General features: G+C 66.0%; 26 protein-coding genes, 4 tRNA genes and 1 riboswitch. Of the genes, 11 read left to right on the forward strand and 19 right to left on the reverse strand.

What is annotated here, in order from left to right; genetic code table 11:
* A complete protein-coding gene (locus K5K93_RS05030; protein WP_222390001.1) occupies window positions 1-768 on the reverse strand; it encodes a sulfurtransferase in 768 nt (255 codons plus the stop codon).
* Between the two features lie 308 nt (window positions 769-1,076).
* The gene (locus K5K93_RS05035; RefSeq protein WP_222390003.1) at window positions 1,077-1,442 is read right to left on the reverse strand and encodes a DUF6164 family protein; all 366 of its coding nucleotides are present in this window, start codon (window positions 1,440-1,442) and stop codon (window positions 1,077-1,079) included.
* Window positions 1,443-1,511: 69 nt separating this feature from the next.
* On the opposite strand from K5K93_RS05035, the gene K5K93_RS05040 reads away from it, so the two are divergent.
* Together K5K93_RS05040 and K5K93_RS05045 are read left to right on the forward strand one after the other, a co-directional pair.
* Complete coding sequence (locus tag K5K93_RS05040; RefSeq protein WP_025878883.1) at window positions 1,512-1,946, forward strand: FKBP-type peptidyl-prolyl cis-trans isomerase; 435 nt, start codon at window positions 1,512-1,514, stop codon at window positions 1,944-1,946.
* A complete protein-coding gene (locus K5K93_RS05045; RefSeq protein WP_222390005.1) occupies window positions 1,933-3,180 on the forward strand; it encodes a TIGR03862 family flavoprotein in 1,248 nt (415 codons plus the stop codon). Before K5K93_RS05040 ends, K5K93_RS05045 begins: the two co-directional genes overlap by 14 nt.
* A gap of 25 nt (window positions 3,181-3,205) precedes the next feature.
* On the opposite strand, the gene K5K93_RS05050 is transcribed toward K5K93_RS05045, so the two are convergent.
* The 5 genes from K5K93_RS05050 to K5K93_RS05070 form a co-directional block, all read right to left on the reverse strand.
* Entirely contained in the window at window positions 3,206-3,667 is a 462-nt protein-coding gene (locus K5K93_RS05050) for a GNAT family N-acetyltransferase (RefSeq protein WP_222390007.1), read from the reverse strand.
* 43 nt (window positions 3,668-3,710) lie between these two features.
* A complete protein-coding gene (locus tag K5K93_RS05055; RefSeq protein WP_222390009.1) occupies window positions 3,711-5,333 on the reverse strand; it encodes an FMN-binding glutamate synthase family protein in 1,623 nt (540 codons plus the stop codon).
* 44 nt (window positions 5,334-5,377) lie between these two features.
* On the reverse strand, window positions 5,378-6,664 hold the full coding sequence (locus tag K5K93_RS05060; protein ID WP_222390010.1) for a nucleotide sugar dehydrogenase: 1,287 nt from the start codon (window positions 6,662-6,664) through the stop codon (window positions 5,378-5,380).
* A gap of 111 nt (window positions 6,665-6,775) precedes the next feature.
* The gene (locus tag K5K93_RS05065) at window positions 6,776-7,228 is read right to left on the reverse strand and encodes a BLUF domain-containing protein (RefSeq protein WP_261311929.1); all 453 of its coding nucleotides are present in this window, start codon (window positions 7,226-7,228) and stop codon (window positions 6,776-6,778) included.
* A 58-nt stretch (window positions 7,229-7,286) separates the two neighbouring features.
* The gene (locus K5K93_RS05070) at window positions 7,287-8,270 is read right to left on the reverse strand and encodes a TraB/GumN family protein (protein ID WP_222390011.1); all 984 of its coding nucleotides are present in this window, start codon (window positions 8,268-8,270) and stop codon (window positions 7,287-7,289) included.
* A 154-nt stretch (window positions 8,271-8,424) separates the two neighbouring features.
* Between K5K93_RS05070 and K5K93_RS05075 the strand changes: the two genes are divergently transcribed.
* Window positions 8,425-8,511, forward strand: a tRNA-Leu gene (locus K5K93_RS05075).
* A 176-nt stretch (window positions 8,512-8,687) separates the two neighbouring features.
* Window positions 8,688-9,167 (forward strand): hypothetical protein, encoded by a 480-nt coding sequence (locus tag K5K93_RS05080; RefSeq protein WP_222390012.1) that lies wholly within the window; start codon window positions 8,688-8,690, stop codon window positions 9,165-9,167.
* Between the two features lie 9 nt (window positions 9,168-9,176).
* On the opposite strand, the gene hemN is transcribed toward K5K93_RS05080, so the two are convergent.
* Together hemN and K5K93_RS05090 are read right to left on the reverse strand one after the other, a co-directional pair.
* Entirely contained in the window at window positions 9,177-10,586 is a 1,410-nt protein-coding gene (gene hemN / locus K5K93_RS05085; RefSeq protein WP_222390013.1) for an oxygen-independent coproporphyrinogen III oxidase, read from the reverse strand.
* Window positions 10,587-10,630: 44 nt separating this feature from the next.
* Complete coding sequence (locus tag K5K93_RS05090) at window positions 10,631-11,071, reverse strand: group III truncated hemoglobin (protein WP_032976493.1); 441 nt, start codon at window positions 11,069-11,071, stop codon at window positions 10,631-10,633.
* Window positions 11,072-11,251: 180 nt separating this feature from the next.
* Here K5K93_RS05090 and K5K93_RS05095 point away from each other — a divergent pair, with 180 nt between their 5' ends.
* Both K5K93_RS05095 and K5K93_RS05100 read left to right on the forward strand, forming a co-directional pair.
* Window positions 11,252-11,536: a hypothetical protein gene (locus K5K93_RS05095; protein ID WP_032976492.1), complete on the forward strand. Its 285-nt coding sequence runs from the start codon at window positions 11,252-11,254 to the stop codon at window positions 11,534-11,536.
* A complete protein-coding gene (locus K5K93_RS05100; protein ID WP_222390014.1) occupies window positions 11,533-12,582 on the forward strand; it encodes a 4Fe-4S dicluster domain-containing protein in 1,050 nt (349 codons plus the stop codon). Before K5K93_RS05095 ends, K5K93_RS05100 begins: the two co-directional genes overlap by 4 nt.
* On the opposite strand, the gene K5K93_RS05105 is transcribed toward K5K93_RS05100, so the two are convergent.
* A complete protein-coding gene (locus tag K5K93_RS05105; RefSeq protein ID WP_093817858.1) occupies window positions 12,583-12,819 on the reverse strand; it encodes a hypothetical protein in 237 nt (78 codons plus the stop codon).
* Window positions 12,820-13,170: 351 nt separating this feature from the next.
* On the reverse strand, window positions 13,171-13,380 hold the full coding sequence (locus K5K93_RS05110) for a transcriptional regulator (protein ID WP_025875167.1): 210 nt from the start codon (window positions 13,378-13,380) through the stop codon (window positions 13,171-13,173).
* Between the two features lie 78 nt (window positions 13,381-13,458).
* Between K5K93_RS05110 and K5K93_RS05115 the strand changes: the two genes are divergently transcribed.
* Both K5K93_RS05115 and crcB read left to right on the forward strand, forming a co-directional pair.
* Window positions 13,459-13,899, forward strand: a complete 441-nt coding sequence (locus K5K93_RS05115) for a helix-turn-helix domain-containing protein (protein WP_223485056.1) — start codon at window positions 13,459-13,461, stop codon at window positions 13,897-13,899.
* Window positions 13,900-13,921: 22 nt separating this feature from the next.
* Window positions 13,922-13,985, forward strand: a riboswitch (Fluoride riboswitch).
* Window positions 13,986-14,066: 81 nt separating this feature from the next.
* Window positions 14,067-14,459, forward strand: coding sequence for a fluoride efflux transporter CrcB (crcB, locus tag K5K93_RS05120; RefSeq protein ID WP_222390015.1), 393 nt, complete (start codon window positions 14,067-14,069; stop codon window positions 14,457-14,459).
* Between the two features lie 3 nt (window positions 14,460-14,462).
* On the opposite strand, the gene K5K93_RS05125 is transcribed toward crcB, so the two are convergent.
* The gene (locus K5K93_RS05125; protein WP_222390016.1) at window positions 14,463-15,296 is read right to left on the reverse strand and encodes an AraC family transcriptional regulator; all 834 of its coding nucleotides are present in this window, start codon (window positions 15,294-15,296) and stop codon (window positions 14,463-14,465) included.
* Between the two features lie 150 nt (window positions 15,297-15,446).
* Between K5K93_RS05125 and K5K93_RS05130 the strand changes: the two genes are divergently transcribed.
* Window positions 15,447-16,529, forward strand: coding sequence for an alpha/beta hydrolase (locus K5K93_RS05130; protein WP_222390980.1), 1,083 nt, complete (start codon window positions 15,447-15,449; stop codon window positions 16,527-16,529).
* A 13-nt stretch (window positions 16,530-16,542) separates the two neighbouring features.
* Here K5K93_RS05130 and K5K93_RS05135 read toward each other — a convergent pair whose 3' ends face one another.
* Window positions 16,543-16,812, reverse strand: coding sequence for a hypothetical protein (locus K5K93_RS05135; protein ID WP_025875177.1), 270 nt, complete (start codon window positions 16,810-16,812; stop codon window positions 16,543-16,545).
* 134 nt (window positions 16,813-16,946) lie between these two features.
* The gene (locus K5K93_RS05140; RefSeq protein ID WP_261311930.1) at window positions 16,947-17,585 is read right to left on the reverse strand and encodes a helix-turn-helix domain-containing protein; all 639 of its coding nucleotides are present in this window, start codon (window positions 17,583-17,585) and stop codon (window positions 16,947-16,949) included.
* A gap of 171 nt (window positions 17,586-17,756) precedes the next feature.
* Between K5K93_RS05140 and K5K93_RS05145 the strand changes: the two genes are divergently transcribed.
* Entirely contained in the window at window positions 17,757-18,398 is a 642-nt protein-coding gene (locus K5K93_RS05145) for a flavin reductase (protein ID WP_314819829.1), read from the forward strand.
* Window positions 18,399-18,407: 9 nt separating this feature from the next.
* On the opposite strand, the gene K5K93_RS05150 is transcribed toward K5K93_RS05145, so the two are convergent.
* The 5 genes from K5K93_RS05150 to K5K93_RS05170 form a co-directional block, all read right to left on the reverse strand.
* Complete coding sequence (locus K5K93_RS05150) at window positions 18,408-18,953, reverse strand: DUF4124 domain-containing protein (RefSeq protein ID WP_261311931.1); 546 nt, start codon at window positions 18,951-18,953, stop codon at window positions 18,408-18,410.
* A gap of 91 nt (window positions 18,954-19,044) precedes the next feature.
* The gene (locus tag K5K93_RS05155; RefSeq protein WP_222390018.1) at window positions 19,045-19,743 is read right to left on the reverse strand and encodes a DUF998 domain-containing protein; all 699 of its coding nucleotides are present in this window, start codon (window positions 19,741-19,743) and stop codon (window positions 19,045-19,047) included.
* Window position 19,744: 1 nt separating this feature from the next.
* Window positions 19,745-19,818 (reverse strand) — tRNA-Cys (locus tag K5K93_RS05160).
* 66 nt (window positions 19,819-19,884) lie between these two features.
* Window positions 19,885-19,960, reverse strand: a tRNA-Gly gene (locus K5K93_RS05165).
* Between the two features lie 154 nt (window positions 19,961-20,114).
* A tRNA-Gly gene (locus K5K93_RS05170) sits at window positions 20,115-20,190 on the reverse strand.
* A 74-nt stretch (window positions 20,191-20,264) separates the two neighbouring features.
* Here K5K93_RS05170 and K5K93_RS05175 point away from each other — a divergent pair.
* Window positions 20,265-20,717 (forward strand): hypothetical protein, encoded by a 453-nt coding sequence (locus K5K93_RS05175; RefSeq protein WP_222390019.1) that lies wholly within the window; start codon window positions 20,265-20,267, stop codon window positions 20,715-20,717.
* The last annotated feature ends 4 nt before the right edge of the window (window positions 20,718-20,721 follow it).

Below are 20,721 nucleotides of genomic sequence, written 5' to 3' on the forward strand. Positions count from 1 at the left end.
TCAGAACGCGCTGGGGCGTGGCTCGGGCAACGGCTCGTCCACCAACGGCTTCAGTTCGGCATCCAGCGCCACCCGTTCGTCGAACACAAAACAACGACCTTCGTAGCCCTCACCGCCGACTTCCTCGAAGTAACCGAGGATGCCGCCATCGAGCTGCAGCACGTTGTCCATGCCGTCGTTGAGCATCCACAGCGCCGCCTTCTCGCAGCGGATGCCACCGGTGCAGAAACTGACCACGGTGCTGTCCTTCAGCGCTTCACGATGGGGCGCCAGCGCCTCGGGCAGATCGGTGAACTTGTGGATGGGCAGTACCAGCGCATCCTTGAAGGTGCCGTACTCGATCTCCTGCAGGTTGCGCGTATCGAGCATCACCACGCGCTTGCCAGCATCATCATGCCCCTGCCGCAGCCAACGCTGCACGGTGGCAGGATCGATGGCCGGCGCGCGCGGGTAGTCCAGCGGCTGGCCATCGTCACGACGGAAGCTGATGATCTCGTCCTTGACCTTGGCCTTCAGCCGCGCGAATGGCTGGTGCTCGCTGAAGCTGGTCTTGACCCGCATATCGGCGAAGCGCGCATCAGCACGCAGTTCCGCGTAGAAGCCATCGATCGCGGACGGTGCACCCGCCAGGAACAGGTTCAGCCCCTCGCCCGCCACCAGGATCGTCCCCTGCAGGCCGGACGCCTCGGCACACGCCTGCAGCTGGTCGCACAGGGCCTGGGGGGCGTCGATGACGGCGAAATGATAGGCAGCGGTATTGGCGATCATCCCGCCATTTTAGCGCCTGACCGCCCCCGCATCAGCCTCCACCGTTCATCCACGCATGGCGTGGATCTACCACAGTGTCGACCAAGGTCGACATCTACCGACAGCACCCGGAACGCGTCCGGGGCGGGGCGGTATAGGCAGGCGGGACCGTTGGCGCGATGGATGGCGCCATCGAGCCCCCAAGGATGGGTCTACGGCGTGTCCCGCCTGCCTATACCGCCCCGCCCACCACGGAACGCCCGCTGTTGCTGTTGCTGTTGCTGTTGCCGTTGCCTCTGCGGGTGCCGGGTGCAACCCGGCCGGACCCCCTACCCCCGCAGCAGCATGAACGGCAGCAGCACCAGTGCCGCCGCCACCGCCATGCCCAGCAGCACCAGCACCACGAACACAGGGCGGCGCCGGAACAGGCTGCCAAAGGTCTCGGCAGTGCCGTCGCGCAGGGCCTGTTCGCGCTCGGCACGGACCCGCACGCCACGGGCCGCCTGGTAGTCGGCCATCAGCGCCTTGGCACGCGGCTGGTCGGCATCCTCGCGCAGCCACAGGCCACCGTTGGAGATGCCCCACGGACTGGGTTCGGTGCGGTACCAGGCGATGCCGTGCTGGTCCAGCAGCGTGCAGACATCGGCATATTCGTCGTTGCCGACATTGCGCAGATTGAGCAGGAGTTTTGCCATGCCACCATGATACCCGGCGCCGATGCGCTAACCTTGCCGCCCTCGACTCATCGCCCCTGGAGACGCCTGATGCGCCGCCTGCTGCTTCCCCTGCTGCTGTCCCTCGCCGCCGTTGGTTGCTCGTCGGAGCCCTCCGGTCCGCCGCCGGGAGGCACCATTGCCACGTTCGAGCGCATCGACACCCAGCCGGGCAGCGGTGCCGAGGCCGTGCCGGGCCAGAAGGTCAGCGTGCATTACACCGGCTGGATCTACGACGAGCGCGCCGACAACAAGCACGGCAAGACCTTCGACAGTTCGGTCGAGCGCGGCGAGCCGTTCACCTTCACACTGGGCGCAGGCCAGGTCATCCGCGGATGGGATGAAGGCGTCGCCGGCATGAAGGTCGGCGGCAAGCGCACGCTGATGATTCCGCCCGAATTCGGCTATGGCGACCGCCAGGTCGGCCCGATTCCGGCAGGTTCGTCGCTGGTGTTCGACGTCGAGCTGCTCAATGTCCAACAGTGACGTCCGCCCGCCGCGCCGCATCGCCGTCATCGGCGGCGGCCCGGCCGGGTTGTTTGCCGCCGAGCGGCTGCGCGCGGCAGGCCTGGATGTCGATCTGTACGAGGCCAAGGGCTCGCCGGGCCGCAAATTCCTGATCGCCGGCAAGGGTGGGCTCAACCTCACCCATTCCGACCCGCGCCCACTGTTCGACAGCCGCTACCGCGAGCAGGCCACCCGCGTCGGCCGCTGGCTGGATGGTTTCGACGCGCAGGCGCTGCGCGACTGGGCCGCTGGCTTCGGCGTGGAGACCTACGTCGGCAGTTCCGGCCGGGTGTTCCCGGTCGACCGCAAGGCGGCACCGTTGCTGCGCGGCTGGGTCCGCCGGCTGAAGGAACAGGGCGCGCGCCTGCACGTCAACCATCGCTGGCTGGGCTGGAGCGACGACGGCGCTCTGCGTTTTGCCACCGACAACGGCGAACTGGAGGTGCGTGCCGATGCGACCGTACTGGCACTGGGCGGCGGAAGCTGGCCGCAGCTCGGCAGTGACGGCGCATGGGTTCCGGCGTTGCAGGCCCGCGCCGTGGACATCGCGCCGCTGCAATCGGCCAACTGCGGATTCGACGTTGCATGGACGCCGTTCTTCGCGCAACGCCATGCGGGTGCACCCCTGAAGCCGGTCGTCGCACATTGGCATGGCCTCGACGGTGAGCCCCGCGCCCTGCAAGGGGAGTGCGTGGCCAGCGAGTACGGTATCGAAGGCAGCCTGATCTACGCCCTGTCGGCCGACCTGCGCGAAACCCTCAACCGCGACGGCCATGCCACTCTGTGGCTGGACCTGGTTCCGGGCCGCGACGAGGCACGGCTGCTGGCCGACCTTTCGCAGCCGCGCAAGGGACGAAGCTTCGGCGAGCACCTGCGTCGCCGGGCTGGACTGGACGCAGTGAAGACCGCACTGGTGTTCGAAACACTGGGCAAGGATGCCGGCAACGATCTGGCCGCGGTGATCGCCACATTGAAGCGCCTGCCACTGCGCCTGCTGCGCCCGCGGCCGATGGCCGAGGTGATCAGCACGGCCGGCGGCGTGCGCCTGGACGCGCTGGACGAGGGCCTGATGCTGCGTGCCTTGCCCGGCGTGTTCTGCGCCGGAGAGATGCTGGACTGGGAAGCGCCGACCGGGGGTTACCTGTTGACGGCGTGCTATGCCAGCGGACTGCGTGCGGCAGAGGGCGTGAACGCGTGGTTGGCCACGCGTTGATCAACGCGCGATAGCGCCGGAAATTTCACGCCGGCCGGCGCATCTTCACCGACGCCAATGCCACGCCACTGGGATGCGGATACAGTTCCTCGCGCTCGGCGACGAAGCCCTGCCGCTGGTAGAACGGCACGGCGTTGAGCGAGGCCGACAGCACCACCTCCCGCGTCGGGTCGGCCAGGGCCAGCAACCGCTGCATCAGCGCCTGGCCGATACCCTGCCCGCCCCGATCCGGATCGACGAACAGCGCATCGATCTCGTTGCCCTCGGCATCGAACACACCGAACCCCAGCACATTGCCCCGGTCATCCTCGGCCACGACGCAGCCGCCCTGCCCCAGCAGCCGCGAATACTGCACCGGCGGCGGCGATGCCGACCAGGGTGCAATCACCTCCGGCGGATAGTGGCTGCTGCACAGCTCACGTACGCAGCGCGTTCGCAGGGCCCACAGTGTGCCCACATCATCGTCGGTACCCGTCCTGAACTGCATGCAGCCTCCGTATGCCTCTGCTTTTCATGCCCTGCAACGCGGGTCACCGCGACTTGCTGGCCCGCAGCGCCTGGATCTTCGGTGGCGGCTGGAACGAATCGCTGCGTGCGTCCGCCCAGAACGAATGGAACACCGCGTGGTCGGGCACCTTGTGCAACAGCTCGCCCGGTTCCAGGTAACGATACAGCGAGGCCAGCGAACGGATCTCGACCGGTGACACCCGGCGCAGAATGTGTTCCGGGCCGAGCTCGGCCGGATCGTTCAAGCCCGCCGCGCACAGCAACTCCTTCAGCGCGTGCAGGGTGTGCTCGTGGAAGCTGTACACGCGCGTGGCCTTGTCCGGTGCATCCAGATGCTTCCAGCGGGCCGGATCCTGGGTCGCGATGCCGGTCGGGCACTTGTCGGTATGGCAGCTGAGCGACTGGATGCAGCCCAGCGCGAACATGAAGCCGCGCCCTGCATTGCACCAGTCGGCACCCATGGCAATGGTGCGGGCGATATCGAACGCGCTGGTGATCTTGCCTGCAGCACCAATACGGATGTGCTCGCGCAGGTCCAGGCCGACCAGGGTGTTGTGCACCAGCAGCAATGCTTCGTGCATCGGCACCCCCACGTGATCGACGAACTCGGCCGGTGCCGCGCCGGTACCGCCTTCGGCGCCATCGACGACGATGAAATCAGGCAGCAGACCGGTCTCGTGCATCGCCTTGGCAATGCCGAACCATTCCCACGGGTGGCCGATGGCCAGCTTGAAACCAACCGGCTTGCCACCGGACAGTTCGCGCAGGCGGGCGACGAACTGCAGCAGTTCAACCGGCGTGGAGAAGGCCGAATGGCGCGATGGCGACACGCAGTCCACGCCCATCGGCACGCCACGCGTCACCGAGATCTCGGCGGTGACCTTCGGCGCCGGCAGCACCCCGCCATGGCCGGGCTTGGCGCCCTGCGACAGCTTGATCTCGATCATCTTCACCTGATCGTGGTTGGCATTGGCAACGAAGCGTTCCTCGCTGAAGCCGCCCTTCTCGTCACGGCACCCGAAGTAGCCCGAGCCGATCTCCCACACCAGGTCGCCGCCCATCTCCCGGTGATACGGCGAAATCGAACCTTCGCCGGTGTCGTGGTAGAAACCACCCCGGCGCGCGCCTTCGTTCAGTGCACGGATCGCATTGGCCGACAGCGAGCCGAAACTCATCGCCGAGATGTTGAACACGCTCGCCGAATAGGGTTTGGCGCAGTTCGCGCCGATCAGCACGCGGAAATCATGCTTGGCGATAGTGGTGGGCGCCAGCGAATGGTTGATCCATTCGTAGTCCACCGCATACGTGCTGCGCAGGGTACCGAAGGGCACCGTGTCCATCTGGTTCTTGGCGCGCTGGTAGATCAGCGCACGCTGCTGCCGCGAGAACGGCACATCCTCCAGGTCGCTCTGCACGAAGTACTGGCGGATCTCCGGGCCGATCGATTCCAGGCCATAACGGAAGTGCGCCATCACCGGATAGTTGCGGCGCAGGGTGCTGCGCTTCTGCAGCAGGTCCCAGGTCCCCAGCGCCACCATCGCAGCTGTAATGCCGACGCCCCAGTACCAGGCCGGCCAGATCGTGGCCAGCCACAGGCAGATCGGAAACATCACGATGGCGAGCAGGTAGACGATATACCGGTGCATGGCGTTCCTCGGTTGCAACTGCCCCGAGTCTACCGCGCAAGCACCTACAGGCGATCGTCGACCACGCTGCGCGGCCAGGCGGACTTCACGTCATAGACCAGCCCACCGGGCGCCAACAGGCTGCGGATATGGGCATCGTCCATCGCCTTGAAGCTCTCATGCGCCACCGCCAGCACCACCGCGTCGTAGCTGCCGGGCACCGGCTCGGCCAGCCAGTTCACGCCTTCGTCCGCCATGGCAGCCGGCCCCACCCACGGATCGCTGACGTCCACCTGCGCGCCGCTGCCGGCCAGCCGCTGGGCCAGTTCCAGCGCGCGGCTGTTGCGCAGGTCCGGGCAGTCCTCCTTGAAGGTCACGCCCAGCACCAGAATGCGCGAGTGCGCTGGCATGCGGCCACGTTCGGCCAGCATCGCCAGCACCCGTTTGGCCACATGTTCCCCCACCCGGTTGTTGACCTGCCGGGCGGTGTGGATGAGGTCGGGGTGGTAGCCCATGCTTTCGGACTTGTGCAGCAGGTAGTACGGGTCCACGCCGATGCAGTGGCCTCCCACCAGCCCCGGCCGGAACGGCAGGAAGTTCCATTTGCTGCCTGCGGCGTCGAGCACATCCTGGGTGTCGATGCCAAGCCGATCAAAGATCAGCGCCAACTCGTTGACCAGCGCGATGTTGACGTCGCGCTGGATGTTCTCCACCACCTTGGCCGCTTCGGCGACCCGCATCGACGGCACCGGGAACGTGCCGGCGGTGATGATCCGCTGGTACAGGCCATCGACCACCGCAGCCACGTCCGGCGTTGAACCGGAGGTGATCTTGCGGATGTCGGCCAGGCGCCGTTGGCGGTCACCCGGGCTGACCCGCTCGGGACTGTAGCCGCAGTAGAAATCCTCGTTGAAGCGCAGGCCCGAGCCCTGTTCCAGCAGCGGCACGCAGACTTCTTCGGTGGTGCCCGGGTAAACAGTGGATTCGTAGATCACCAGGTCACCGGCGCGCAGATGGCTGGCGATCAGTCGCGTCGCCGAGCGCAAAGGCTCCAGATCAGGCTGCTCGTAGGCATCGATCGGCGTGGGCACGGTGACGATGTAGACGTTGCAGGTGTCGAGCTGTGCCGGATCGCTGCTGTAGCGCAGCAGCGACGCGCTGGCCAGTTCATCCGGTTCCATCTCCAGCGTGTGGTCCTGCCCGCCGGCAAGTTCGGCGATGCGTGCGGAATCGATATCGTATCCCAGGGTGGGCAGCTGGCGGCCGAAAGCCACCGCCAGTGGCAGCCCGACATATCCCAGGCCGATGATGGCCGGGGACGGGCTCTGTGCTGCGCCGATCGGCGCACTCATGCGCGGTGTCCAACAGGTGGCAACGGTGTCCACTGGGTCATGCGAGGATCCGGGAGCAGGCAAACGTGCCGACAAGGTTAACCGCGGCAGCGGCGCCAGACCACGCCCGGATCAGGATCCGAGGCTGACGGCAGCCGGCTCGAGTTCGCCGTGCCGCCCCGTCCAGGCCCGCAACAACAGGCAGAAGCCATGCTCCGGAGGCTCCTGCTCCAGGCTGAAACCATGCCACGGGGCCGCCACGATGCTGTCCAGCGTCGCCGCATCCACGTGCCGGTTGGCCATCGTCCAGCGCGGGAACCAGCGGCTCGGGATCGGGCCTGCGGCAAGTTGGATGATGCTGCCGTGGCGACGCGCGTTGCCGATCCGCGCGTGCACCGAAGCCAGCCCATCCCGTGGGCCTTCGATGTACTGCAGGAAACGGCTGCCATCGAACATCAACGCCCCGGTCACCCCGGCCATGCGGTTGAACGCGGTCGCATCGGCCAGCAATGCATCGAGCTCGGGCACGTCCAGTCCCTCCCTGGCCGTGCTGACATAGGCGTACGCATGCAACGGCATGTCCATCACTCCCCTCCTGAGTGCAGAGGAATATGACAGGAAGCACGAGGACTTCAAGCGTTGGTTATTCCGGCGGCGACTCGACCTGGTAGCCGCGTTGCACCAGCGCATCCAGATAGCCCTCGCCCAGCAGCAGGCTGACCGGCACCGTCGCGAAGGTGCCTGGGTGACGGCTCAGCGCGGCATCCACGCCCTGCAGCCAGCGCGTGCGTACCTGCTGCGGCATATCGCTCCAGCCGCGCCGGCGCACGAAGGCCGAATCCTGCAGCAGTTCGCGGCAGGTCTGGGCCATCGACGAGCCCGACAGCCGACGCAGTGCCGCGACATCCCCCAGCGCCCAGGCGTTGGCGCGCTCGCGCAGCACCGGTGCCTGGAATTCCACCGTGTCGAGCGTGCGTTCGAAACACGCGCGGTCATCGACTTCGGTGGCCTGCAGCTCCTTCAACGTGCCACGGATGTCGTCGACCTTCAGCTTGACCTGCACGTCTTCCGGCTTCAGATCGTGCGCCTTGTACGCGCGCCCGAGTGCTTCCTTGACCTGCTTGCCATCGCGCAGGCCGTTGCGCTTGAGGAAGGCCTGGTACAAGCGGCCGGAGGCCACCAGCGGACGGTCCTTTTCCACGCCACGGTCATTGCCCAGGTAGGTCTGTTTCAGGCCGAGCCAGCGCGCGTGCGTTGCCGGCGGCAGGATCTGGTCAAGCGTGCGCCCCTGCGGATCGCGCGCGGTCTTCAATGCCAGTGGCAGCAGGGTCAGGCCCTTGAACACACCGATCTTCGCATCGAGGGCGAAACCCGGATCGCCCAGCACATGGTCGACGCCGGCAATGGTCCGTTCGACTTCGTCAGAGCGCCATTGCACACCGCTTGGCAACGGTGAGACCGTGCCCAGGATCCACAGCACGTGCCCCTGCGGAGCGGTGACCTTCCAGAGGCCGGGGCCGGGCTGTTCGCCGGTCACCTGCACCGTGTCCATGTCCACCACCGGGCCAGTGGGCGCTGGTGCCTGCTGCGCGGCGGCCGCGCCTATCGCCAGCATCAGCCCCAGCACGGCACTGCATCCGATCCATCGCCTGCCACGTGCACGCATATCGCCATCCCCGGGTACGTTGGCGGACTGTACCCAGCGCCGCGCCCGGTTGCGTAAAAGCCGCGTTAGCCGGCGGCAGTGGCGGCGATTCCGTTACAATCGGCGCGCGCTGCAGGCCCGGATGGCGAAACTGGTAGACGCATCGGACTTAAAATCCGCCGGGGGCAACCCCATGCCGGTTCGATTCCGGCTCCGGGCACCACCCAATCAAGCATCGACGCCCCCGCACCACGTCCGCACATCGCTGGTTGCACAGCAGCCCGCCGGAGGGAATGCGGCCATTCGGCTGCCCTCTCCCCGATCAGGACGCCTTCAGGCCGGCATGGCAGAATCGAACGCGCCATACCGGCCGCCGAACGACGCATAAGGAGATCAGCCATGAGGTGGATAGGGATCGCATCATCGCTGGCGCTGGTCACGCTGCTCGCCCAGGCTGCTGCACCGGCATCGGCGCAGAGCCGTTCGGACAGCCACCGCAACCTCGACGGAAGCCTGGATATCCGCAACAGCGACGGATCGGCCAGCCGCATCAAGCGCGACCTGTCCGGCCGGGTGATCGCCGAGCACAGCAACGGCAGCCGTTCAACCACCACCACCGACCTGAGTGGCCGCAAGCGCACCACCCACAGCGATGGCAGCTACTCCAACAGCAGCACTGACCTGAGCGGCAACATCCGCACCCAGTACAGTGACGGCAGCTACTCGGTCAGCAAGCGTGACCTGAGCGGCAGGTGGCGCACCGAGTACAGCGACGGCTCCTACTCCACCAGCGTGCGCGATCTGAGCGGCAACTGGAGCACCACCTCCAGTGGTGGCATGGCCGCTCGCCACCCCGAACGCGGCGTCGGAAAGCGCTGAGACCTGCGCTCAGATCGCACGCGAATAACGCGGCTGCTCCTGCGCAGCGCGCAGATAGGGATCGAAGCACATCGCCAGCAGACGCAGCAACGGCCGCCCCGGCTCGCTGGCACGCACCACGCCATCGCGGTACTCGGCCAGGCCATCGTGTTGCAGGCGTTGCACGGCCTGCAGGTCTTCGGCGAAGTAGGTCTCGAAATCAATGCCGTGGCGCTGGGCCAGTGACATTCCATCCACCTCACCCTGGCACATCAACTGCTGGATCAGCTCGGCGCGCAGCTGGTCGTCGGCACTGAGTGCGACGCCGCGCCAGACCGGCAGCTGTCCCTGGTCCACCGCGCTCTCCCACGACGGCAGGTCACGCGGATTCTGGCTGTAGGTGGCACCGATGTGACTGATCGCACTTACGCCAAGGCCGAGCAGATCGGTGTCGGCGTGGGTGGTGTAGCCCATGAAGTTGCGATGCAGCTGGCCGGCGCGCTGGGCACGCGACAGATCTTCTTCCGGCAATGCGAAGTGGTCCATGCCGATGTACTGGTAGCCGGCTGCGGACAGGCGCTCCACCGCCAGGCCCAGCAGCGCCAGCTTGTCTTCCGGCGAAGGCATCCGGCTTTCGTCGATCTGCCGCTGCGCGCGGAACAGGTGCGGAAGATGCGCATAGCCATACACCGCCAGTCGATCCGGACGCAGCGCCAGCACAAGTTCCAGGGTGCGGCCGAAGCCCTGCAGACTCTGCCCTGGCAGGCCGTAGATCAGATCGACGTTGACCGAACGCATGCCGCTGTCGCGGCACGCACGCAGGATATCCAGCGTCTGCCGTACGCCCTGCACCCGGTTGATCGATTCCTGCACCTGCGGGTCGAAATCCTGCACGCCCAGGCTGGCGCGGTTGAAGCCCAGCCGGGCCAGCATCGCTACGTCGCTGGTGTCGATGAAACGCGGGTCCAGTTCGATGGAAAAATCACGCTGCGGCGAACCGCTGAAATCGAAGCGGCGGCGCAGGCCCTCGACGAGCGCGGTCATCGCATCGGCATCGAGGAAATTCGGCGTACCACCGCCAAGGTGCAGCTGGATCACTTCACGACCATCGGCGAACTGCGGTGCCAAAAGGTCCGCCTCGGCCAGCACGCGTGACACGTAACTGTGCCCACGCCCGCGATCGCGGGTGATCACCCGGTTGCAGCCACAGTAGAAGCAGGGGCTGGAGCAGAATGGAACGTGGACATACAACGACAGCGCGCGCGCCAACGGGTTGCTGTCGGCGATCGCCTGGCGCAGCGCGGGTGCATCGAAGCCGTCATGGAAGTGCGGCGCGGTGGGATAGGAGGTGTAGCGTGGGCCGGGACGGTCATGCCGTCGCAGCAGATCGGGATCGAAGGTCCAGGCCAGGCCACCGGCAGCGGGAGAGAACGTGTCCATGGCGCCAGCATCGCCCCAATCCTGGCGGTACGCCTTGACCCAGATCAATCCTTGGTGGGCACGCCCAGCACCGGCAGCATGACCTGCGGCCAGCGCAGCATCTGGTAGCGGCGCCAGAAGGTGTCGGCGATGCGGGCGGCCACATCGTCGGCCAGTGCCTGCATGGGCGGGTTGTTGCATTCGGCCGTGGTGATGTGGAACAGCACCAGCCAGCGGTCGAACAGATCCTTTTCCAGATCGATCGCCATGTGCTTGGACATCGGCGAGCCCTTGAACCTGCGGGTCCCGCGCAGCATCGCCGACCAGAAATCGACGAGCTGGGCCAGGTGTTCCGGCCAGTCGCGCACATGCCCTTCGAATACCGGCCCCAGACGCTCCTCTTCACGCACGCGCGCATAGAAATCGTGGACCAACCGGGTCACTTCCTCCTCGCTGCACAACTCTGGCGAAGCAATGGGAAGGGCAGTCGTGGGCGTTGCGTTCATCAGGGCACCAAGTGCGGATCGGCAGTGTGCCGCATGCCGCCACCACCGCTGTTGATCCAGATCAATGTCAGCGCACTGCGGCGCACCTAGGCTGGCACGCTTGCAGGAAGCATGCCCTGCGGATGCTGCGCCAACCACGGCGAAGTATACGCGCCGCCCTCTTCTTCAACCCGAACCCGCATGAACACACCGACTTCCAGCCGCCAGCGGCGTATCCAGCATTGGGGTGCAGTCCTGTGGCCCAGCTTCATCGCCGCCGGCCTGGCCTGCGTGGTGTTCTTCGCCTTCGTCGATCCACTGCGGCTGCAGGCGATCAGCTTCCCGGGTACGGCCATCAGCCGTGAGCTGGGCTACACCGCAGGTTTCTTCATGTTCTGGGCGGTCACCGCACTTTCCAGCGCGGTGACCGGCTACCTGCTGCGGCCGATGCCGAACGAAGAGGATGAGGAGCTGCCACTGGGATGAGCATCACCGCATCCTCGCCCCTGCGCGCATGGCGTTGGCGCCGCACCCTGGGCCTTGCGTTGCTGGTCCTGTTCCATGCGCTGCCGTGGCTGCAGTGGGATGGACGGCAGGCCCTGCTGCTGGACCTCAACGCGCGCCGCTTCGACCTGTTCGCCTGGACCCTGTGGCCGGATGACATCGGTGTGTTGCTGGGGCTGCTGGCGGTGATGGCGGTGGGTCTGGCCCTGCTCACCCACTTGGCCGGTCGCGTGTGGTGCGGACATGCCTGCCCGCAGACGCTGTGGACACGAGCGTTCGACGGAATCGCGCAGGCATTGGCCCGCATGCTGCCAGCGAAGCTGGCGCGGCCGGCCACCCAGTTGGCCTGGTTGCTGCTGTCGCTGTGGACCGGGATCACGTTCGTCGGGCTGTTCAGCCCGATCCGCGAACTGGTCACCGGCGCGTTGGATGGCGCATGGAGTGGCTGGGAGACCTTCTGGGTGCTGTTCTATGCCGGCGCCACGTGGGGCAATGCCGGGTTCCTGCGCGAGCAGGTGTGCCGATCACTTTGCCCGTTCGCGCGCATGCAGCCGTTGCTGACCGACCCGCACACCCCGCGCATGTTGTATGACCCACGCCGCGGCGAGCCGCGCGGCGCCCGCCCGCCGGCATTGGGCGGCGTGCTCGGCCGCGGCCGCGGCCTGCTCGACGCGACCACCGCGCAGGACTATGTCTTCCGCGCCGCGCATCCGCTGCTGGCCGGACCGATGCCCACCTTCAGCGCGGATCGGCTGGGTGACTGCCTCGATTGCATGGCCTGCGTACGCGCGTGCCCGATGCAGCTGGATATCCGCCATGGCCCACAGGCCGACTGCCTGGCCTGCGGTGCCTGCCTGGACGCGTGCGCGCAGCAGCAGCATCAGGCCGGTTTCGGTCCCAGCCTGGTGCGCTACTGCAGTCCGCAGGTGATGGCAGGCCAGCCGCGCCGGTGGTGGCGCCCCCGCACCACGGCCCTGGCATCGTTGCTGCTGGCGCTGCTGGTGTGCGGCGCTTGGCGCCTGCTCTGATCAGCCCGGCTCGCCCGGGCGTGGCGGTACCAGCTGGGCGCGACGGACGATGCCCAGTTGTTCGATGATCAGCGCCATTTCATTGGTGACATCGGTACGCCCGGTCCCCTGGGGAACCAGACGATCAAGCACCTGCTGGTAGGTATCCCAGAACGCCGGACCGCATCCGTGTTTGTGATAACTGGCTTCCAGTTCGCGGCGTACCCGTTCAGCCAAGCCATGCATGCCGTATTCCATACGACCTCCGTTGGACTTGTTCTGCATCGTTGACGGTCGACCGATTCACTTGCGAGCTACTGAAAGACTCCCGGCCTTCACAGCCGGTTGATGCCAATTAGTCATAGATTTCACGACACGTCAATTACAGGCCGCGACTTTCGCGATTGAAATTATTAATCGTTCATGAAAGGCCGTAGCGACCGGGATCAGAAACGTCCGTGCCGATGTCGACAAAGCCAGCCGGCGAACCAAGGTATCCATCACAGATCGGACCATCGCTGGGCACACGTCGATCGATTCTGTCTATGTTGCTAAGCATACTTAGCAAATCGATCTTGGCGGCTTGTCTGCGACAACCATCGACGCATCTCATGCGGTTTCGTCGTGCGAGTCGTCATCCATCGGGAACAACGCAGGGTATCGCTGCTGCAGGATGTAGCGCCTGAGCGGCGGGATGGGAAAGCCCCTGGGCCACTGCGAGACAGCGGATCTGCTGATTCCAAACAACCTGGCGAGCTCTGCGTCGGTGGAAAAGCCCAGCCGCGTGCGGACCTGCCGCTTGCTCCAGAATTCGTCCATTTTCGATCCCTTTCATCATCAAACTTATTCTTGCGCCAAGGCCTCTTTCGCTTCCACGCGTTAAGCTGGCTTGCATAGATGAATACTCTTGGACAACGACTCGCGGTCGCCATGAAGGACGCCGGGCATGCACGCCCGGCCGACCTGGCGCGTGCCGCCGAAACGACGACGGCAACGGTCAGCAACTGGCTCAACGACCACGTCAAGGCCAACCACGTGAAAGCCGAACAGCTGTTCCGCATTGCCGATGCGGTGAAGCTGGACCCTCGCGAGCTGCTGTTCGGCCCGCTGGGACGGGGAGTCGGCGAGCGCGGCACGGCCTACATGCACATGCCCAGCGAAGCCCATCTGGATGTCTGGCAAGCAGCCTATGAGCTGGTCGCCCACATCCTTGACGAGCGCGGCCTGGAGGTGGGCTACCGTCGCGAAGCCACGCTGGGATTGATGGCCCATGACCTGCTGATGGAGGGCGTCAGCCGCGGCAAGGTCGCACGCGTGGTGATGACTGCCCTGCCCTGACCCATCGCGGGCTGGTAGCATGGCCATCGATGGGGATGGGGCTCCCCCGATAACCGCCTGAGATGGCTGATGGCTCCTGCTGAGACGAACCCGGCGTTCGTCGATGGCAGGCCGTGCCCGCCATTGCGTCCGCCGTCGAACCTGCGAACACGCACTCGAGGCAAGCAATGCAGACGTTCAACAACTATGTGCTGGTATTCCTGGGCGGCGGTGTCGGCGCCTGCCTGCGCCATGCCTGCAATCTGATCGGCGCCCGCGTCGCCATCGGCAGCTCCTGGCCCTGGTCGACGTTCCTGGTCAACATCAGTGGCGCCATGCTGATGGGCGTGGTGGTGGAGGCGTTTGCGCTGCGCAATGGCGCGTCGCCGCAACTGCGCCTGCTGCTGGCCACCGGCATTCTTGGTGGCTACACCACGTTCTCCACCTTCTCGCTGGAAACCGGCCTGCTGCTGCAGCGGGGCCAGCATGGCCTGGCCGCACTGTACGCCGGCGGCTCGGTAGCCCTGGGCCTGGCCGGGCTGTTCGCCGGCATGAAGCTGACCCGGCTCGCGCTGGGGTAACAGTCAGCCGGCAGCAGCGCGCGCCTGTCCGCGCCACTGCCGTGGCGATTGCCCGGTGTGTGCCTTGAACGCCCGCGACAACGCGGCCTCGCTGCCATAGCCAACCTCGTCGGCGATCCGTTTCAACGGTCGCCCCTGCCGCAACGCCTGCTGCGCCAGGCCTACCCGCCAGCCCTGCAGATACTGCCCGGGCGTGGTACCCATGGCCTCGCGGAAACTGGCGGCGAACACGCTGCGCGACATGCCTGCAACGTCGGCCAGATCTTCCAGTGTCCAGGCCTGGGCGGGGGCCTCGTGCATGGCCACCAGCGCCAACCGCAGCCGTGGATGGCCAAGCCCGGCGAACAGGCCGCCGCGCATCTCGCCCCCCTCCATCAACTGCCGCAGCACCTGGATCATCACCACCTCGAACAGGCGGTTGACCATCACCGTGCGACCGCAGCGCTGCTCGAATGCCTCCTCGAACAGCAGCTCCAGGGCGGCATGGCCGCCATGCAGTTCGGCCAACGGCAGGCAGATGAAATCGGGCAGCGCGGCACTGATCGGGTTGAGCCTGCCGCCCTCGAAATGGAGATTGGCGCAGGCCATGTCCGCGCCATGCTGTGGATCGGTGTGGAAGCGGTGTGGCAGCGGACGCGGATACAGCAGCAGGCTGGGAACGTCGACCTGCACCGTCTGCGTGCCATGACTGACCTGCAACGGACCGCGCCGCACCAGGTGCAGCTGGCCGGCGTCGCCTTCGGCCTCCTGGCTGTTGATGCCGCACAGCGCGCCGGCATGGAACACCGAGGCGGTGACCGCGAAGCGTTCGAGCAGGATGGCGAGGCGATCGACCATGGTGGGACTCCAGATCAAATTGAATGGAGAATATACGGCAGATCGTATCGAATTCGATTGCATTGCGTCAGGGGCTAGCCACCGTGCAGGGGCAGCGCTATACAGGCGGCACCTTCCGCGCAGACCGCACCGGCCAGGGCAAAGACCATGATGCGAACCTTCCACCGGCTGGTCCTGGCACTGATCCTGCTGCTGCCGCACGTGTCGCAGGCCGCCGCGCCGCCCGCCCCGCCACGCACCTCCAGCGGCGAGCTGCAGGGCGCGCGCTGGCGCCTGGACGTGCCCGCCGGCTGGAACGGCGAACTGGTAATGCTGGCGCATGGCTATGAACCAGTGGGCGTGCCGCAGCCATCACCGATGCCGGCCAACGACAGCACCGCCAGCCTGCTTGCAGCGGGCTATGCCGTGGCGCAGAGCGCCTATGCCAGCCAGGGCTGGGCGGTGGCAGATGCGATCGTGGACATGGAACGCCTGCGCGCGCACGCCCTGTCCGAATTGAAGGACGTGCGTCGCACCTGGATTGTCGGCTTTTCGATGGGCGGTGCCGTGGCCATCGCCACCCTCGAACGCCTGCCACGGCACTACGCCGGTGGCGTGTCGCTGTGCGGGGCCAACCTGCCCGGCGAACAACTGGCCAACGACCTGCTGACCACCCTGGTGGCGTTCGACTATTTCTTCCCCGGGGCGAAGGGATTGCCCCGGCAGGGCCTGGCATCGGCGGAAGCTGCGGCACTGCCGCAGATGGAGCTCTATCAAGGCATCGCTGCCGCGCTTCAGACCCGGCCGGCCGTGGCTGCGCAACTGGCTGCACGGCTGCAGGTAAGCGTGGAGGCATTGCCGGGCACGATCAGCCTGCACGCGATGATCCTGCACGAACTGGCCACGCGCGCCGGCGGCATGCCGGTCGGCAACGTTACGACCGTCTACCGCGGATTCGGTGACGACAAGGCGTTCAACGCGGGCGTGCAGCGGCTGGCACCTGTTGCGCCGGCACAGCGATACGTGCGCGAAAAGCTGGCGTTGACCGGCGCGGTCAAGCGACCGCTGGTGATCCAGTTCAACAACAACGACCCGAGCATCGTGCCGCACATGCAGACGGTGTATCCGCAACTGGCCGAGCGCGCTGGCGCCACGCCATTGCCGCGCGTACTGCCTGCGGTGGGCGAGGGGCACTGCGGCTTTACGGATTCACAGGTGGTCGAGGCGTTGAAGGCAGCCGCGGCTCCCTTCTGAGCAGCCGACCGCATCAGTGGCCGAGCGTACCCATGGTGAAGGTATAGCCGGAGCGCATGAGGAAGTCGCGCATACGCAGTTCGGCGCGGCGCGGAGACGGAAGATCCGGCGGGCCATACAGGGCATAGACCACGCCAGCGCCCTCGATACTCTCCCGGCGCACATCGCAATGACGGCTCTCCGAGGCGACGACCCAGCCATCCTTCAGTTGATCGGGGCCGATGGACTGCCCGTTCTTCAGCCGGAATGTAAGCCAGCGCACATCTGCGGTTGACCTGCTCATTGCCGACCAGCCGCATCGTGCATGCGGCCCCTCATGTCCTTGCCTGCCATTGCTGCTCCCGAAGACCAGGACTCCGACCATACCCCGTCGCAATGTCGTGGCCGGCTGAGACTGCCGGCGGCGCGCGGCGGGCTTCACGCGCGTACGTCAAACAGCCTGCGTAATGCCTCCTGCCCGGCAGGTGTGACCTGCAGGTCGCGCCGCCCCGCGAGGCGACGCAGCCAGTGGTTCTGCAGGAAACTCTCCAGCAGTGCTTCACCCACCATGCCGGCCATGTGCGGGCGCCGCTCGGTGCAGTCCAGGCAGCCGCGGCAGTATCGCGCGGGCGTCACCTGTGGCGATCGCGCGATCAATTCTTCCAGCGGCTGCCCCACCGCGCGCAGGACGTCAGCGCCATGAGCCGTCATCTGCCAGTGGTCTGCCGCCGCGGTAATCGCCCCGATGGTCAGCAGGTGGTCACAGATGGCAACGGCGTATTCGCCCGCCAGGTGCCGGTAGCAGGTGCGCGCCCGGCGGAAGCCGGCATCAAACCGTACGGTTCGTGGAGAAAGCGGTGGCCGTTGATCGCTGAAACGCAGGATGCCTTCCAGCATGTCGGCGACCTCGGTCGAGGCAATCCGGTGATAGCGGTGGCGTCCCTGCACCTCCACGGCCAGGATGCCGCCGTCGAGCAACCGCCGTAGATGACTGCTTGCCGTCTGCGGCGAGATGCCAGCCACGCCGGCCAGCTCGGACGCCGTGTGCGCCCGGCCATCCATCAACGTCAACAGCATGGCCGCGCGTGCATGGTCACCGACCAGCGTGCCGACATGGATGAAGGAGCGGGACGTCTGGACCATGGCCGCATTGTGGCATGCCGCTTTCCGCGCATCGTTCGACCCGGATCGAAGCATGCTCTCCCCTGCACAGTGCACAGTCATCGCCCGCACCCCACGAGCCCAGGCATGCCACCGGAAGACTTCCAGCGCCGCTGCATCACCCCCTCCGTGCTCTACCCGGGAACACCGGTAGTGCTGATGACCACGTTGAATGAAGACGGCAGTGCGAACATCAGTCCGCTTTCATCATTCTGGGCGCTGGGCGACCGCGTGGTGCTCGGTATCGGCGAACAGGGCCAAGGCTGCAGCAACCTTCTGGCACGCGGCGAATGCGTACTGAACTTCGCAGATGCCACGCAGGCGGCGCAGGTTGAAGCCATTGCCCGCGCCACCGCTCGCACCCCGGTGCCGGAATCGAAGCGTTCCATGGGTTACGTGCACGTGCCTGACAAGTTCGCACTGGGCGGCTTCAGCCGCGTCGATTCGGTGCAGGTGGCACCGCCCGCGATTGCCGAATGCCCGCTGCAGGTGGAGGTCACGCTGCTCGCCTCGCATCGGCCCAGCGGAACGCAGGATCAGGGCTTCATGATCGTCGAAGGACGGATCTGCCGGGTGCATGCGCACGAGGCGATCACCGTTGCCGGAACCCAGCACATCGACGTGCAGCGCTGGGCACCGTTGATCTACCTGTTCCGGCACTATGTGGGCACCACCACGCCGGTGGCGCGCAATTTCCGTGCTGACGATCCTTTGCCGCTGACTGCATGACAGCTGCAATCAGGAAGAAGACGCGGGCGCGTTGGAGTACTTCTCGCGAACCTCCTTTTCGCGGTCGCGACGCGCACTCGAGCAGCGCTCGCGGGCTGTCGTCATCTGGCTGTCGGCCGAGGTCCGTTCAGAACTCAACGACTGCTGCAGACTGGAAATCTGCGCACGGATGCCGGATTCGCTGGTGGCACCGGCGAGATTGCTGCTCGCTGCAGCCAGCTGCCGGTTCAGATCGGCCACCTGCTGATTGACCGCCTGGCTGCGCGATTCCAGCGGGCCGTAGATGCGCGACTGCTCGCTCTGCAGGCAGTTGCGCTCGACAATGCCGGCGTCATTCAATTCGGCAGTGCGATAGACCGCGGTGCGGTTGGCAAGCTCGCCAGCCGATTCCGCTGCGGCGCGGTTGGAGCGCAGCTTCATCGGTTCTGCGCCGGCACCGCACGGATGCTGTGAATAGGTGGTTTCACCGGACGCACCCTTGCACTTGTAGACCTGTGCCGATGCCAGCGGCGCGACCAGCAGCAATGCCAGGACGATGCCAGGTTTCATGTTCATGCCAGACCTCCTGTCCCGGGCCCTGCGGCCCCGTTTGGCCATACGCTACGACTGATCGTACCTGCGGGCAAATGCCACCGCGCCAGGCCAATCAGCGCCGGGATCGACGCAGCTCCAGCGCGGCGAAGGTGTACCAGCCGAACGCCGGCAGCAGCGCGATGCGCTGGGTGAGGCCGCGATAGGGCTCCGGGTCGAAGCCGGAAAGCATCAGCCACAGATAGGCCATCCCCAGCAGCGAGGTGGCGCGCGCAATCCAGGCCATCCGCGTCGACGCAGCAGGGCCCAGCTCAGCCAGGAACAGCAGCGGGGTCAGGATCGAGAAGATGCCGATGCCATAGAGGCCATGCAGCGGGCTGCCCGTGGTGAAGACGCCATTGCTGACCATGGACACCCCGAACAGGGTGGAGGTGAGCACCGTGAGCGCGAAACGGCGGCTTTGTGCGAGCAACGCAAGGCTGAAGACGATGATGGCCGAGCCACTGACCACCGCGCCGACCTGCACCGCCTTGGCTGGCAGCCCCGGTATCAGGCCCAGCTCGCTGAGGTGCTGGGAGAGCGGGTGGTAGCCGGGCACGGTGAAAGCAAAAGCGATCAGCGCCAGCATGGCGCCGAGGGGAACGTATACCGCCTGCTGGATCGCCAGGTTCCGCACTGCAGTCACCACCGCTGAAGAGAAGTGCGGCGACGCTAGCAGCCGGTCCCGCCGGGTCGCATGTGCAGTTTGGTACCCCTGCTGGCGCCAGGGGTCCGCACAAAGAAAAAAGCCCTGACCGAAGTCAGGGCTTTTCAATTGGAGGCCTCAAGCGGAATCGAACCGCTGTAAACGGATTTGCAATCCGGTGCATAGCCACTCTGCCATGAGGCCAACGTACTGCGATCAGGAACGACGCCCCTGACATGACAAAACCCCGCGATGGGGCCTGTCGGAACATGGAGCGGGAAACGAGACTCGAACTCGCGACCTCAACCTTGGCAAGGTTGCGCTCTACCAACTGAGCTATTCCCGCATAAGCCGTCATGGTACCGGAAGCCCGGGACACACACCAGCCATTTCACAACAGTTTTCACTTTTCTGACTGCGCGAAGAGCCTTGTGGCTCAACGTGCCCCGCCTTGCCGTGGCAGGAGAAAAACAAGGCCCCAACCGGGGCCCTGTGCAATCTGGAGCGGGAAACGAGACTCGAACTCGCGACCTCAACCTTGGCAAGGTTGCGCTCTACCAACTGAGCTATTCCCGCAGATTCTCCGACCTGCGTCGAAGGAGCGCTATTGTGTCCAAATTCCTTCACGCCGTCAACAGTCGGCTGCACCGATGAACCCGACCACGAGACCTCGTTTCGCCCGCCTGTGCTGGAGCCTTGTCGCCCTGGCCTGGCTTGCGGTGATTGCTGCACTGATCAATGCAGGCTTCACCCCGGACTACTGGATGCTGCGCCACTTCGAAGGCGCAACCCTGCCCTACCCCACCGGCGCGGTCATCCAGTTCGCTGTACTGGCGGGAGTGGAACTGATGGTCACCGTGCTGATCGTGCGTCCCTGGAAACCAGGGCGACTGTGGCTGCGGCTGCTGATCGCCCTGGTGCTGCTGCTGGCCTGGTCGTTCCCCTGGCTGGCCGCTGCCCTGCACCAGGCGCCGGTACAGGGCATGCATCTGCTGTGCCTGCTGCTGCTCGACCTGGCTGTGCTGCTGGCGCTGTGCGTGGTGTCGCTGGCCAGTGCGTGGCGGGCGTTGACCGGGAAACAGACCCGACGCGCGCTCCCCTAGCGAA

Source organism: Stenotrophomonas sp. DR822, assembly GCF_019793815.1.
GTDB lineage: Bacteria > Pseudomonadota > Gammaproteobacteria > Xanthomonadales > Xanthomonadaceae > Stenotrophomonas > Stenotrophomonas indicatrix.

Bases quoted from the DNA above. Each gene is read 5' to 3' on its own strand.
- K5K93_RS05115 (WP_223485056.1), top strand. From the start codon at position 13,459: ATGAATACTCTTGGACAACGACTCGCGGTCGCCATGAAGGACGCCGGG.
- K5K93_RS05055 (WP_222390009.1), bottom strand. From the start codon at position 5,333: ATGCACCGGTATATCGTCTACCTGCTCGCCATCGTGATGTTTCCGATC.
- K5K93_RS05095 (WP_032976492.1), top strand. From the start codon at position 11,252: ATGAACACACCGACTTCCAGCCGCCAGCGGCGTATCCAGCATTGGGGT.
- crcB (WP_222390015.1), top strand. From the start codon at position 14,067: ATGCAGACGTTCAACAACTATGTGCTGGTATTCCTGGGCGGCGGTGTC.
- K5K93_RS05110 (WP_025875167.1), bottom strand. From the start codon at position 13,380: ATGGACGAATTCTGGAGCAAGCGGCAGGTCCGCACGCGGCTGGGCTTT.
- K5K93_RS05175 (WP_222390019.1), top strand. From the start codon at position 20,265: ATGAACCCGACCACGAGACCTCGTTTCGCCCGCCTGTGCTGGAGCCTT.
- K5K93_RS05140 (WP_261311930.1), bottom strand. From the start codon at position 17,585: ATGCTGTTGACGTTGATGGATGGCCGGGCGCACACGGCGTCCGAGCTG.
- K5K93_RS05130 (WP_222390980.1), top strand. From the start codon at position 15,447: ATGCGAACCTTCCACCGGCTGGTCCTGGCACTGATCCTGCTGCTGCCG.
- K5K93_RS05090 (WP_032976493.1), bottom strand. From the start codon at position 11,071: ATGAACGCAACGCCCACGACTGCCCTTCCCATTGCTTCGCCAGAGTTG.
- K5K93_RS05105 (WP_093817858.1), bottom strand. From the start codon at position 12,819: ATGGAATACGGCATGCATGGCTTGGCTGAACGGGTACGCCGCGAACTG.
- K5K93_RS05040 (WP_025878883.1), top strand. From the start codon at position 1,512: ATGCGCCGCCTGCTGCTTCCCCTGCTGCTGTCCCTCGCCGCCGTTGGT.
- K5K93_RS05050 (WP_222390007.1), bottom strand. From the start codon at position 3,667: ATGCAGTTCAGGACGGGTACCGACGATGATGTGGGCACACTGTGGGCC.
- K5K93_RS05125 (WP_222390016.1), bottom strand. From the start codon at position 15,296: ATGGTCGATCGCCTCGCCATCCTGCTCGAACGCTTCGCGGTCACCGCC.
- K5K93_RS05065 (WP_261311929.1), bottom strand. From the start codon at position 7,228: ATGGACATGCCGTTGCATGCGTACGCCTATGTCAGCACGGCCAGGGAG.
- K5K93_RS05150 (WP_261311931.1), bottom strand. From the start codon at position 18,953: ATGAACATGAAACCTGGCATCGTCCTGGCATTGCTGCTGGTCGCGCCG.
- K5K93_RS05145 (WP_314819829.1), top strand. From the start codon at position 17,757: ATGCCACCGGAAGACTTCCAGCGCCGCTGCATCACCCCCTCCGTGCTC.
- K5K93_RS05135 (WP_025875177.1), bottom strand. From the start codon at position 16,812: ATGAGCAGGTCAACCGCAGATGTGCGCTGGCTTACATTCCGGCTGAAG.
- K5K93_RS05100 (WP_222390014.1), top strand. From the start codon at position 11,533: ATGAGCATCACCGCATCCTCGCCCCTGCGCGCATGGCGTTGGCGCCGC.
- K5K93_RS05080 (WP_222390012.1), top strand. From the start codon at position 8,688: ATGAGGTGGATAGGGATCGCATCATCGCTGGCGCTGGTCACGCTGCTC.
- K5K93_RS05030 (WP_222390001.1), bottom strand. From the start codon at position 768: ATGATCGCCAATACCGCTGCCTATCATTTCGCCGTCATCGACGCCCCC.
- K5K93_RS05060 (WP_222390010.1), bottom strand. From the start codon at position 6,664: ATGAGTGCGCCGATCGGCGCAGCACAGAGCCCGTCCCCGGCCATCATC.
- K5K93_RS05045 (WP_222390005.1), top strand. From the start codon at position 1,933: ATGTCCAACAGTGACGTCCGCCCGCCGCGCCGCATCGCCGTCATCGGC.
- hemN (WP_222390013.1), bottom strand. From the start codon at position 10,586: ATGGACACGTTCTCTCCCGCTGCCGGTGGCCTGGCCTGGACCTTCGAT.
- K5K93_RS05035 (WP_222390003.1), bottom strand. From the start codon at position 1,442: ATGGCAAAACTCCTGCTCAATCTGCGCAATGTCGGCAACGACGAATAT.